This is a genomic window from Neobacillus drentensis (genome assembly GCF_036965245.1).
Lineage (GTDB): Bacteria > Bacillota > Bacilli > Bacillales > Cytobacillaceae > Neobacillus > Neobacillus drentensis_G.
The window spans coordinates 1-12,797 of the sequence record NZ_JBALPG010000092.1 but is presented as its reverse complement, the minus strand read 5'-3'; the positions used below and the strand labels follow the sequence as shown (position 1 = coordinate 12,797).

Annotated in this window: 10 protein-coding genes and 1 riboswitch; of the genes, 9 read left to right on the top strand and 1 reads right to left on the bottom strand. The window is 40.4% G+C overall.

Translation table 11 applies throughout. The features are described from left to right. The 9 genes from V7150_RS18100 to V7150_RS18060 form a co-directional block, all read left to right on the top strand. Nucleotides 1–466, top strand: a 466-nt coding sequence (locus tag V7150_RS18100) for a helix-turn-helix domain-containing protein (protein ID WP_335521155.1), incomplete at its 5' end; no start/stop codon positions are given. A 214-nt stretch (nucleotides 467–680) separates the two neighbouring features. Next, a riboswitch (SAM riboswitch) is annotated at nucleotides 681–798 on the top strand. Between the two features lie 82 nt (nucleotides 799–880). Continuing rightward, entirely contained in the window at nucleotides 881–1,993 is a 1,113-nt protein-coding gene (locus V7150_RS18095) for a methionine biosynthesis PLP-dependent protein (protein ID WP_335521153.1), read from the top strand. Then, complete coding sequence (gene metC / locus V7150_RS18090; protein WP_335521151.1) at nucleotides 1,993–3,186, top strand: cystathionine beta-lyase; 1,194 nt, start codon at nucleotides 1,993–1,995, stop codon at nucleotides 3,184–3,186. The genes V7150_RS18095 and metC overlap by 1 nt, the downstream gene beginning before the upstream one ends. Beyond that, a complete protein-coding gene (locus tag V7150_RS18085) occupies nucleotides 3,183–5,045 on the top strand; it encodes a bifunctional homocysteine S-methyltransferase/methylenetetrahydrofolate reductase (RefSeq protein ID WP_335521149.1) in 1,863 nt (620 codons plus the stop codon). Before metC ends, V7150_RS18085 begins: the two co-directional genes overlap by 4 nt. After that, entirely contained in the window at nucleotides 5,023–8,472 is a 3,450-nt protein-coding gene (gene metH / locus V7150_RS18080; protein WP_335521147.1) for a methionine synthase, read from the top strand. The genes V7150_RS18085 and metH overlap by 23 nt, the downstream gene beginning before the upstream one ends. Nucleotides 8,473–8,833: 361 nt before the next feature. Next, complete coding sequence (locus V7150_RS18075) at nucleotides 8,834–9,247, top strand: MarR family winged helix-turn-helix transcriptional regulator (RefSeq protein ID WP_335521146.1); 414 nt, start codon at nucleotides 8,834–8,836, stop codon at nucleotides 9,245–9,247. A gap of 14 nt (nucleotides 9,248–9,261) precedes the next feature. Further along, nucleotides 9,262–10,476 (top strand): MFS transporter, encoded by a 1,215-nt coding sequence (locus V7150_RS18070; protein ID WP_335521143.1) that lies wholly within the window; start codon nucleotides 9,262–9,264, stop codon nucleotides 10,474–10,476. A 66-nt stretch (nucleotides 10,477–10,542) separates the two neighbouring features. Further along, a complete protein-coding gene (locus tag V7150_RS18065; RefSeq protein WP_335521142.1) occupies nucleotides 10,543–10,761 on the top strand; it encodes a hypothetical protein in 219 nt (72 codons plus the stop codon). A gap of 133 nt (nucleotides 10,762–10,894) precedes the next feature. Beyond that, entirely contained in the window at nucleotides 10,895–11,458 is a 564-nt protein-coding gene (locus V7150_RS18060; RefSeq protein ID WP_335521140.1) for an NAD(P)/FAD-dependent oxidoreductase, read from the top strand. A gap of 307 nt (nucleotides 11,459–11,765) precedes the next feature. Here the strand turns inward: V7150_RS18060 and V7150_RS18055 are convergent, their stop codons facing one another. Next, complete coding sequence (locus V7150_RS18055; protein WP_335521138.1) at nucleotides 11,766–12,626, bottom strand: metallophosphoesterase; 861 nt, start codon at nucleotides 12,624–12,626, stop codon at nucleotides 11,766–11,768. Between the last annotated feature and the right edge of the window lie 171 nt (nucleotides 12,627–12,797).

Below are 12,797 nucleotides of genomic sequence, written 5' to 3'. Positions count from 1 at the left end.
TTATAATATTATTAACTCATTAATTACACTATTACATTTAAAAAAATCACTTAAAAATCCGTATCTTCGTCAAATCAAAAAGGATCATTACAATAAATATGGTTATAAGGAGAAGTATATGATTGGGGATAGAATAAAAAAATTAAGAGAAAAGAAGAGGTATTCTATTACAGAGCTTGCAGAACTTGCCAATATATCAAAATCCTATTTAAGCAACATTGAACGGAGCCTTAATAAAAATCCATCCATTCATTTTTTAATGAAGATTGCTAAACCATTAGAAGTTTCAATTGAATATTTACTAACTGGAATTGATCAGGTTGACAATCAAGCGATAGAAAATCTAGATAAAGAATGGAAAATTATTATTGAAAAAGCAATTGAAGATGGAATAAATAAAGATGATTTTAGAGAATACATAAACTATATAAAATTTAAGCTTTGGGAAAAAAATCAAAAAAAATAACCTTCATTTTTATTCTTATATAATCTTAGATTTCGCCTTAACAGCCTTTTAATGACTACCAAAATAACCTTCGCATGAATTCAGTCGTTTTCCATAATTATTTGCTAATCTTTTATTCCCATAATAATTTGTATAGTACTTAATACATTTCACAAAAATTAATTGACACAAAGACCTCTATGTAGTAAATTTTATAAATAATCTAAATATTGATTTCTTATCAAGAGAGGTTGAGGGAATGGCCCTGTGACGCCTCAGCAACCTTCAATGATGCCAATCATTGAAAAGGTGCTAAGTCCTGCAAATTATTTTACTAATTTGCAAGATAAGAAGAATGACAATTTGGTCGTGCTTTTTCAAAAGTCTTCTTCTTATAGAAGACTTTTTTTTATTTACTTAGAAGGAGTGTGCGTTATGTACAAAATTGAAACGAAACTTGCCCAAATTGGAAATCGCAGTGAATCAGCAACAGGAACTGTTAATCCGCCCGTTTATTTTTCAACGGCCTACCGCCATTCCGGAATTGGGCAATCAACTGGATTTGATTATTCACGAACCGGGAACCCAACACGCCAGCTTCTTGAAAAAACGATTGCTGATTTGGAAAGCGGTGACCAAGGATTTGCCTGCAGCTCAGGGATGGCAGCCATTTTCACGATCCTGTCTTTATTTCAGTCTGGTGACGAATGGCTGGTGAGTGAGGATTTATATGGCGGCACGTACCGTTTATTAGAACAAGGCTATAAAAAATGGGGATTGAAATGCCACTATGTCAACACATGTAATCCGGAAGAGATTGAAAGTAAGATTACACCTCATACAAAGGCGATCTTTCTCGAGACTCCAACCAACCCCCTTATGCAGGAATCTGATATAGCCGCTGTTTCAGAAATTGCCAAGAGGCACGGCCTATTACTGATTGTTGACAATACCTTCTATACTCCCCTTTTGCAGCAGCCCATTGCACTTGGAGCCGATATCGTTATTCATAGTGCAACGAAATATTTAGGCGGACATAATGATGTTCTTGCTGGGCTTATTGTGGCGAAAGGGAAAGAACTATGCGAATCACTGTCTCTTTATCATAATGGGGCCGGCGGAGTCCTAAGTCCATTCGATTCCTGGCTGCTAATGCGCGGTATGAAGACGTTGTCGCTTCGAATGGATAGACATGAGAAAAATGCAAAGGAAATAGTTGAATTTCTGTCCCATCATGATGCAGTGACAGATGTCCTTTACCCTGGCCGTGGCGGTATGGTTTCCTTCCGATTAAAAGAAGAATCATGGATTAATCCATTTTTACAAGGCTTAAAGCTAATAACGTTTGCGGAGAGCCTTGGTGGTACCGAAAGCTTTATTACTTATCCGGCAACTCAGACTCACGCCGATATCCCTGAAGAAATTAGGATCCAAGCAGGCGTGTGCAATCGGTTATTGCGTTTTTCCGTTGGAATTGAGGATGTACACGATTTAATTTTTGACCTAGAGGAAGCTTTTGCACATATCAGTGAAGGAGTGATTATTTGATGGAATGCGAGGAATATTGTTTTGAAACAAGGCTTCTTCATAATCGCCATAAAATCGATGCGGCAACAGGTGCTGTAAGCGTGCCAATCCAACACGCGTCCACCTTTCATCAATTTGATTTAGACAGCTTTGGTAAATATGATTACGCCCGCAGTTTAAACCCAACAAGAGAAGCACTCGAGGATGTAATTGCAGAACTAGAGGGCGGTGTTAAGGGATTCGCCTTTTCATCAGGAATGGCTGCTATTTCTACCACATTTCTTTTGCTTTCAAAAGGAGATCATGTTGTTATCACAGAGGATGTGTATGGCGGTACGTACCGAATGGTCACAGAGGTACTTTCACGGTTTGGAATTGAACATAGCTTTGTCGATATGACAGACCTAGAGCAGGTAAAACTGGCGATCAAGCCTAATACCAAGGCATTTTATGTAGAAACACCATCTAATCCCTTATTGAAAGTAACTAATATCCATGCAATCAGCCAATTGGCGAAGGAAAATCATGCTCTTACCTTTGTCGACAATACCTTCCTTACTCCCGCACTGCAAAAGCCATTAACGCTTGGCGCTGATGTCGTGCTTCATAGTGCGACGAAATTTTTATCTGGGCACAGTGATGTCGTGGCAGGACTTGCAGTCGTCAAGGATGAAAGCTTAGCAAGAAGACTTGCCTTTTTGCAAAATTCTTTTGGTGCGATTCTTGGCGTTCAGGATGCCTGGCTTGTTTTAAGAGGGCTAAAAACGCTTCACGTCCGACTTGAACAATCGCAAAAGTCAGCAATAGAGATTGCTAGATTTTTAGAAAAACAACCGCTTGTTGAAAAAGTTTATTACCCTGCTCTTATAGATCACCCACAGCATGATTTACAGCAGATCCAAGCTTATGGTCCCGGAGCAGTGTTATCATTTGAACTGACTGATGAAGCTGCAGTACGTTCGTTCGTTTCCAGCGTAAAAATTCCGGTATTTGCTGTCAGCCTTGGTGCAGTCGAATCTATTTTATCCTATCCGGCAAAAATGTCGCATGCCGCTATGCCACAGTCGGAAAGAGAAAAACGCGGCATCAAAAATAGCTTGCTTCGCTTATCTGTTGGTCTTGAAAATCCGGATGATTTAATCAAGGATTTTACACAGGCACTCGTGTCTGGCCGCGAAGGGCAATTAGTAGGACAACAAGGAGAATCGAAATGAGTTTTTTAGAGAAATTAAACAATCAAATCTTAATTGCTGATGGAGCCATGGGCACTCTCCTTTATTCGTATGGAACGGATTGCTGTTTTGAGGAGCTGAATCTCTCCCAGCCGGAGCAGATCCAAAATATCCATAAAGCCTATATTGATGCAGGTGCGGACGTTATTCAAACAAACACGTATGCAGCCAACTATTTAAAACTACAGCGGTATGGCCTCGAAGATTCTGTCAAGGAAATTAACAGTGCTGCTGTCCGAAATGCTAAAAAAGCAGCCCAAAACAATGCTTATGTGCTCGGAACGATTGGCGGTAATCGCGGGGTAAAGCCTGACTCCGTTTCAATTGAGGAATTAAAGCGCAGCTTCCGCGAACAATTATATTGTCTATTGCTTGAAGGGGTTGACGGCATTTTGCTGGAAACCTTTTACGACTTTGAAGAGCTTGAAACTATTCTTACTATTGCGAGGAAGGAAACAAGGCTGCCTATTATCGCACAGGTTTCCCTTCAAGAACCGGGAGTTTTGCAAAATCAAATGTCAGTTAATGAGGCATTAACGAGACTGGAAGGCCTTGGAGCAGATGTCATTGGTCTCAATTGCCGTCTCGGACCGCATCATATGCTGCTCACACTTGAGCAAATTGAACTTCCGAAGCAAGCGTTTCTCTCTGCCTATCCAAACGCCAGTCTGCCAACCTATATAGACGGAAAGTTTCATTATGAAGGGGATGCAGAATATTTTCAAAAATCTGCCCGATCATTCCGCAACCAAGGGGTCCGCCTTCTCGGTGGCTGTTGCGGCACAACACCGGGACACATTAAGGCGTTTGCCTCCGAGCTTAAGAATTGTGTTCCCGTTACTGAAAAAGTTGTAAAATTGAAACCAAAGAAAAGTAATATTGAAATTACAGCTGCCAAAAGGGAATATGCTCCTCTTCAGGAAATCGTGAAAGAAAGACCCTCGGTGATCGTAGAATTGGACCCGCCTCGAAAGCTGGATACAACGAAGTTTTTCGAAGGAGCTAAAGCATTGAAAGAAGCAGGAATTGATTCTATCACGCTGGCAGATAATTCGCTTGCGACCGTACGGATTTCCAACGAATCCCTCGGTTACTTGTTGAAAAAGGAATTGGGCTTGAGGCCATTGATTCATATTTCCTGCCGAGACCGTAATATTATCGGCCTGCAGTCACATTTAATGGGTCTGCACACACTTGGATTGAATGACGTTCTTGCCATTACAGGTGATCCGGCACGAGTCGGTGATTTTCCGGGAGCATCATCCGTTTACGATGTGTCTTCATTTGAATTGATTCAAATGATTAAGCAATTAAATGAAGGTCTTTCTTTTTCCGGAAAAGACTTGGGGCAAAAAACGGCATTCAGTATTGCCGCAGCCTTTAACCCAAATGTCCGCTCACTTGAAAAAGCGGTGAAGCGGCTTGAGAAAAAAATTCACTATGGTGCTGATTACTTTATCTCTCAGCCGGTATTTTCTGAGGAAAAATTGCTGGAAATCTACGAAAATACAAAACACCTGAGTTCACCTATTTATATTGGCTTAATGCCGCTGATCAGCAGTAAAAATGCCGAGTTTCTTCATAATGAAGTTCCCGGAATTAAAATTGCTGATTCGATACGGGAGCGGATGGCCAGCTTGAATGATAACCCACTTCATGCCGCTAAAGAGGGAATTGCTATTACTAAGTCACTCATTGATACTGCATTGGATTTATTTAACGGGATTTATTTAATTACACCATTTTTACGCTATGAATTAACTGTTGAACTGGCCCTTTATGCTAGAATGCGTGCCAGTGAATTGAGGGGGAGCAGCTATGCCGAAAACATCATTTATTGATCAACTTAAAAAGCGCATCCTCGTTATGGACGGGGCAATGGGAACGATGCTCCAACGGGCAGAGCTTACGCCTGAAGATTTTGGCGGCGAACAGTATGATGGCTGCAACGAACACCTAAATTTAACCGCTCCTTCAGTTATTGCAAATATCCACCGGGAATACTTAGATGCTGGTGCCGATATCATCGAAACAAATACGTTCGGAGCAACGAGCATTGTCCTTGATGAATATGAGTTAGGATATAGGGCCTATGAAATTAATAAAATTGCCGCGATGATTGCGGTTAGAGAAGCTACGAAGGCTTCAACCGATGAGTGGCCCCGCTATGTAGCCGGATCAATAGGACCGACAACGAAAACATTAAGTGTCACCGGTGGAACCACCTTTGACGCCCTATCTGCTGCTTACGAAGAACAAGCAATTGGTTTAATTGACGGCGGAGTTGATTTGCTGCTGCTTGAAACGAGTCAAGATATGCTGAATGTGAAAGCCGGTTATGTCGGGATCCAAAAGGCTTTTGAAAAAACAGGCAAAACACTGCAGCTGTTTATTTCGGGAACGATTGAGCCAATGGGGACAACACTTGCGGGGCAAACGATTGAATCGTTTTATATTTCTATTGAGCATATGAACCCTGTTGCAGTCGGTCTGAACTGTGCAACAGGACCGGAATTTATGCAGGATCATATCCGTTCGCTTGCAGGGCTTGCATCCACTGCAGTTAGCTGTTATCCGAATGCCGGCCTTCCAGATGAAGAAGGACACTATCATGAAACACCAGAAACACTTGCAAAAAAACTATCTGATTTTGCCGCCCATGGCTGGCTGAATATTGTTGGTGGCTGCTGTGGTACGACACCTGAACATATTAAGGCAATTGCTGAGGCGATGAAAGAGTTTCAGCCAAGGGAAGTCAAACCAGCGTCACTTCATATGGTTTCTGGTATTGAACCGTTCATATACGACGATCCGACTTTAAGACCTATTATGGTTGGGGAACGAACGAATGTTATTGGTTCACGGAAATTCAAACGATTAATAACAGAGGGGAAATTTGAAGAAGCCTCGGAAATTGCCCGGGCCCAAGTTAAGGGCGGTGCGCACGTAATTGATCTTTGCCTTGCGGATCCGGACCGTGATGAGCTTGTAGATATGGAAAATTTCATCAAAGAAGTTGTCAAGAAAATCAAGGTTCCTCTTGTGATTGATTCTACAGATGAAAAAGTCATCGAAAGGGCACTGAAATATTCACAAGGAAAAGCGATTATCAATTCAATAAATCTCGAAGATGGTGAGGAACGGTTTGAAGCGGTTGTGCCATTGATTCACCGCTATGGTGCTGCAGTTGTCGTTGGCACCATCGATGAAGAAGGTATGGGTGTTACGGCTGAGCGAAAACTGGAAATTGCCAGGCGTTCCTTTGACATGTTAGTGAATAAATATAAGCTTAAACCACAGGATTTAATTTTTGACCCCTTAGTTTTTCCAGTGGGTACTGGTGATGAGCAATATATCGGGTCCGCAAAAGCGACCGTCGAAGGAATCAGGGTAATAAAGGAGCAGCTTCCAGGGGTACAAACGATTCTTGGTATTAGTAATGTCTCTTTCGGACTGCCGCCAGTTGGAAGAGAAATCTTAAATTCCGTGTTTCTCTATCATTGTACACAGGCAGGACTTGATTATGCGATTGTCAATACTGAGAAATTGGAGCGGTTTGCGTCGATTTCCAAGGAAGAGGTTCAATTAGCCGAGTCCTTGCTTTTTGACACTACTGATGAGACACTTGCTACCTTTACTGAATTTTATCGGGGGAAAAAGAAAGAGTCGAAGGTAACGGTTCCAAATATGAGCTTGGATGAGCGGCTTGCTTATTATGTGGTTGAGGGTACAAAAGAAGGCTTACTGCCTGATATAGATCTTGCTCTTGAGACCTACCCAGCCCCGCTTGATATTATTAACGGCCCACTAATGGATGGAATGAAGGAAGTCGGACGCCTTTTCAATGACAACCAATTAATTGTCGCGGAAGTTCTGCAAAGTGCGGAAGTGATGAAGGCTGCAGTATCTTATTTAGAACCCCATATGGAAAAAGGTGATGTTTCCGCTTCTAAAGGAAAAGTTATTTTAGCAACTGTAAAAGGCGATGTTCATGACATTGGGAAAAACTTAGTGGAAATCATCCTAAGCAATAATGGATATCAGGTGCATGACCTCGGGATTAAAGTGACACCTACCGAACTAGTTCAGGCCATTCGTGAGGAAAAACCTGATATGGTCGGGTTATCTGGCTTACTGGTGAAATCTGCACAGCAGATGGTGTTAACCGCTCAAGATATGAAGGAAGCAGGAATCTCCCTGCCAATTTTAGTTGGCGGTGCCGCCCTTTCCCGGAAATTTACGGATACGAAAATTGCGAAGGAATACGATGGGCTTGTCCTTTATGCAAAGGATGCGATGACAGGCTTATCACTTGCCAATCAACTGCAGTCACCTGAGGAGCTTCAAAAGTTGCTCGCTGATAGAGCAGAAAAACTGACGGCAATCGAGCTTCCAAGAGAATTACCAAGCCGGTCAAGTGGGTCTGTCGCGGTGAAGCTAAAGCCAGCCATTTCCACAGAGGTGCCCGTCTTTACGCCACTGGACACGAAAAAGCATGTGTTGAAATCCTATTCACTCTCACATATTGAACCTTATATTAATATGCAAATGCTGATAGGCCACCATCTTGGTGTGAAGGGCAAAATTTCGAAATTACTTGCTGAGCGGGACGAAAAGACGATAAAAGTAAAAGATGTCGTTGACCAATTGTTAGCGGATGCCAGCGCAAATCATTGGATTACGCCGGCGGCTGCTTATCAGTTTTTCCCGGCACAATCGGATGGGAACAAGATTTATATCTATGACCCGGAAAATCCGGACTGTATTATTGAAACATTTGATTTTCCACGGCAAGAGTCTGCACCCCATCTTTGTTTAGCAGATTTTTTAAAGTCGGTTGATAGCGGTGTTAAAGATTATGTTGGCTTCTTCACCGTAACTGCTGGCAGAGGAATTCGAGAAAAAGCAGATCAATTGAAGGCTGAGGGACGTTTTCTTGAATGTCACGCTCTTCAGGCACTTGCTTTGGAGACTGCGGAAGGTTTTGCCGAGTTGATTCACCGGCAAATGCGTGACCGCTGGGGATTCCCTGACCCGCTTGATTTTTCGATGCAGGATCGATTTGCCGCTCATTATCAAGGACAACGATTTTCGTTTGGTTATCCGGCCTGCCCTGATTTAGAGGACCAAAAGAAGCTGTTCAAGCTGATTGAACCGGAGGAAATTGGGATTCAGTTAACAGAGGGCTGTATGATGGAGCCAGAAGCATCTGTTTCTGCGATGGTGTTTGCCCATCCGGAAGCAAGGTATTTTAATGTGTCAAGATAAGGTAAACGGGATACGGTTTATTCCGCGGAATTGTGTAAGTGAGGATTCCGCGGGATTTTTTATTTTTTCCATGGAGTTTTCGTATTTATTCCAGGTATTTCTTTGAATCATTCCGCGGATCTACCGATTAATTCCGCCAACTTCCATGATAATTCCGCGAGAGTTCCGATTAATTCCGCCAAACTTTGGATTTATTCCGCCAAACTGCTACGTAATTCCGCCAATCTGTTTTTATTCAGCCGAAATGCAGTTGTATTCCGCGAACTGATCAGTCTCTACTTACTTGTGATCATTCCTTGACATTTTTCACTTTTGCCCTTATAGTTACCTAGGTAACTATTTTGAGAAATTGGAGCGCATTATGATAAGCCACGAATTATTCCATACTCTTCATCAGCTTTCACGCCATCTTACCAACAAACTCAATGAAGCCTTAAAGCCATTGGGAATATACAGTGCTCAGTGGGCCGTTATCTTTACTCTCAAAAAACGAGGGTCACTTACTCAAACAGAACTTTGTGATTATTTATTTGTTGAAGCTCCGCCTATGACACGAACTATTCAACGGCTAGTAAAACAAGGATATGTGAAACAGGTTCCAGGGAAGGACAAACGGGAAAAGCATGTTCAATTAACAGATGAAGCAATAAATGAATACCCAAGATGGGAAATTGTCGTAAATGAAGTAAATCAGGGTTTGCTGAATCACTTTCCAGAGGCGTCACAAGAAGAACTTCTTAAACTGCAAAACAGCTGGTTACAGCAAATTTTATAACAGAGGTGCATTGCATGAACAAATCAAAACTATGGAGCAAAGATTTTATCAGTGTTTCCTTAAGTAACTTTTTCCTATTTTTAACTTTTTATATCCTGCTCGTGACACTTCCATCCTACGCAATGGATGAATTGCATAGCAGTTCTTCAGTAGCGGGGCTTATGACAACGGTATTTTTGCTTTCTGCTATCGTTTCACGTCCGCTTGCCGGGCAATGGCTTGAAAGTAAAGGTCATAAAAAAGTATTGTTAATTGCGCTTTTTCTTTTTGCCGGCGCCTCACTCCTATACATTTTCCCAAAAACAATCACAGGTTTTCTGATCGTTCGCCTGCTGCATGGGATTGGCTTTGGTATGGCCACGACGGCTGTGGGTACAATCGTAGCTGATATCATTCCAGCCTCACGCAGAGGTGAAGGAATGGGATATTTTGTTATGTCAACAAATATAGCAATGGTAATAGGCCCATTTGTTGGTTTGTTCTCCATCCAACAATGGGGATCCCAAACATTATTTATCCTTAGTGTCATTGTTGCAATTTGTTCTTTACTTACCGGGCTAAGTGTTAAGGTCACGAAAACAGAACAGCCTAATGAGATAAAGGTTTCTTCATCTTTTTCATTCCGAAACCTTTTCGAAGCTTCTGCCGTTCCCATCGCGATTGTAGGAAGCTTCATGGCAATTGTTTATTCTGCACTTCTTTCATTTGTGTCGATCTATGCAACTGAAATTCACTTGGCAAACGTTGCGAGTCTTTTCTTTGTTGTCTATGCCATTGTTTTATTACTTTCAAGACCGTTTACAGGAAAATGGCTCGATCAATATGGACCAAATGTGATCAGCTTTCCATGTATTGCTCTTTTCGCCATTGGGATGTTTGTATTAAGCCAAAGCAATGGGGCATTCACATTCCTCCTTTCAGCAGGAATGATTGGCTTAGGCTGGGGAACTCTTTTTCCTACCTTCCAAACCATTGCCATCCAAGATGCTGAACCTAGAAAAAGAGGGCTGGCAACAGCCACTTTTTTATCCATCTATGATACGGGCATTGCACTAGGTTCTTTCATAGTCGGTATCATTGCGGTAAAAATGGATTATAGCACTTTATATTTCTTTTGTTCCTTCTATATTTTAATTGGGGCAGCACTTTATTACCTCCTTCATATGAAGAAGCAACGCACTTCAGTAAAAGTAGAAAATCCGCAGCAAACAAAAATGCAAGAGATCTAAAATTTATTAAACAAACTCCTCCAAATGTTATATAATGGAATGTAACTTAATAGAGGAGTGATTTTTATGGCAAAATCCAAAGCCAAGAAATTGAGAGAAAAACTTGTTCGTGAAGGAAACCTGAATCCGGAAGCAAAGCGAAGTGAGTTTGTTTTTACAGATATGCGCACAAGAATGACCAAGACGAAAAAAGATCATTTATATCAATTTAAACACAAGAACCATCAATCCCAGGACGGAAGCGATGGTTCTTTTTATTTTGCAGCTCTTTTAAATTGTTTTTAAGCTAGAAATAATACAAATGAAATTTTTAATAATTTCGTATTCCCAAAATCTCGAAACAAGCAATTCATTTTACATTCAACTTTTGTTAAGCTACGATGATACTGTAATAACATATGATCTGGAGGGATTATTGATGTTTGATGTTGTAGTTATTGGAGCTGGACCTACAGGTGCAAGTGCTGCCTTATTTACAGCTAAAGCGGGAAAGAAAACATTAGTAATTGATAATGACAAGAGCGTTACAAAAAGAGCTTGGATTGAAAATCATTATGGTGTATTAGAAATCAGCGGTCCCGACCTTATTGAAAATGGCAAAAAACAAGCTAGTAAATTTGGCGCCGAAATGGTCAAAGCTACTGTTGCAAATGTTAGCAAAACAGACAATGGATTTAAGGTTGAAACCGATCAATCTGAATATGAGGCAAAGCACGTCATTATAGCAACTGGCATGATGGCTGATCTTGCTGAAAAAATCGGCTTGACAACTAAGCCTGGCACGGAACCGAGAATTAAAACCATTATTGATGTCGATGCGGCAGGAAAAACAAATATTGAAGGAATATGGGCAGCTGGAACCATCGCTGGGGTGAGCATGCATACAATTATTACAGCTGGGGACGGCGCAAAAGTGGCCATCAATGTTATTAGTGAAATGAACGGCGAACGCTACGTTGACCACGATATTTTAAAAGCCTAATAGAGAATTGAACATTCATAAAAACTTGGGGGGACTCTAAATTGAGTCCCTCTTTTTGGGCTATAGCTTAAATACATTGGAGTCTTTAATTTTTATTAATTTGGTCTTGATAAAGTATATACGTATTTTAATACATTCTTTTCGTTTTTCCCTATCCAGCCATCCATTCCCAGCCAGCGGGAGAACAAGGTAAACATGTTGCAGCAGCAGAGTCATAAAAAGAACGTACATGAATATAAAAAGGCTGTTGAAAACGTGGTGTCAACAGCCTTTTTTTATATTGATTAAAAACACATTGACTCTGACGTTAAATTGCAGCCTGAATCTCTTTATCTTGTACTTTGTTTAAAGAAAGTTGGTGAAGTGTTATTTCCGGACGACTGCCTAGTCTGATATTAATACCTGTTTGTCCTAATCCTTCACTTATATAAAAAGGTTTATCCTCATAATAATGCAGCCCTTTAATCATATTCATCTGAATCATCGTCCTTCCTAATTTTGCAAGATGATACGGTTTAGGCCAGTATATTTGGCCGCCATGGAAATGGCCTGATAATAGATAATCGAAATACCAATCCTTCATGTTGAGAACGATATTAGGGTCATGAGTTAAAACTAAATGGTATCCGTCCTTTAAATCAGAGAATGATGTTTGCAAGTTGCTTCTTTTTGAATGTAAATCATCAATACCAATAATATGAACCGGATTTCCTTCGACAATAATTGTCTCATTTTCATTTTGAAAAGTCTTACATCCATGTAGTTCCAATGTATTTCTTAAAAATTCAAAGTCCTTTTGTTTTAATTTGTAATCATGATTTCCAAATACGGCATAAATGCCATAGCGCGGATTTAACCTGTTAAAAACGTTTAAATAAGGAATTAGCTTTGGAATACTGCGTTTTTTATCAAGAAAGTCCCCCGTTAAAGCGACTAAATCAATTTTCTCACGTGCTAGCTTGTTGTAAAGTTGTTCAGGAGAAACAGAAATCTTTTCTAAATGCATATCTGAGATTTGCAAAATATTTAAAAGAGGTCCATGAGGCTGACCAGAATCTATATTAGATAAATTAATTTTATTTAAAACAACTCTATGAGTATTTTTATATGCCCTATAGAATAGGAGCAAAATACCTAAAAATACAAGAATAAAAAAGAATAATTTCATATAAAATTCCTCCTCGCATCCTATTATAAAGAAACTGAAAAGGAAATATTAGCGGGAATTAATGGAGGAAAATGAAAAATGGTAAACTATTATGTAAATTTGCTGAAAATGATTAAAGGGTCATCGTTTACTCGACCAAGGTAATTAATATTACTAATTTTTACCTTCATT

Bases quoted from the DNA above. Each gene is read 5' to 3' on its own strand.
- V7150_RS18065 (WP_335521142.1), top strand. From the start codon at position 10,543: ATGGCAAAATCCAAAGCCAAGAAATTGAGAGAAAAACTTGTTCGTGAA.
- metC (WP_335521151.1), top strand. From the start codon at position 1,993: ATGGAATGCGAGGAATATTGTTTTGAAACAAGGCTTCTTCATAATCGC.
- V7150_RS18085 (WP_335521149.1), top strand. From the start codon at position 3,183: ATGAGTTTTTTAGAGAAATTAAACAATCAAATCTTAATTGCTGATGGA.
- V7150_RS18060 (WP_335521140.1), top strand. From the start codon at position 10,895: ATGTTTGATGTTGTAGTTATTGGAGCTGGACCTACAGGTGCAAGTGCT.
- metH (WP_335521147.1), top strand. From the start codon at position 5,023: ATGCCGAAAACATCATTTATTGATCAACTTAAAAAGCGCATCCTCGTT.
- V7150_RS18075 (WP_335521146.1), top strand. From the start codon at position 8,834: ATGATAAGCCACGAATTATTCCATACTCTTCATCAGCTTTCACGCCAT.
- V7150_RS18070 (WP_335521143.1), top strand. From the start codon at position 9,262: ATGAACAAATCAAAACTATGGAGCAAAGATTTTATCAGTGTTTCCTTA.
- V7150_RS18095 (WP_335521153.1), top strand. From the start codon at position 881: ATGTACAAAATTGAAACGAAACTTGCCCAAATTGGAAATCGCAGTGAA.
- V7150_RS18055 (WP_335521138.1), bottom strand. From the start codon at position 12,626: ATGAAATTATTCTTTTTTATTCTTGTATTTTTAGGTATTTTGCTCCTA.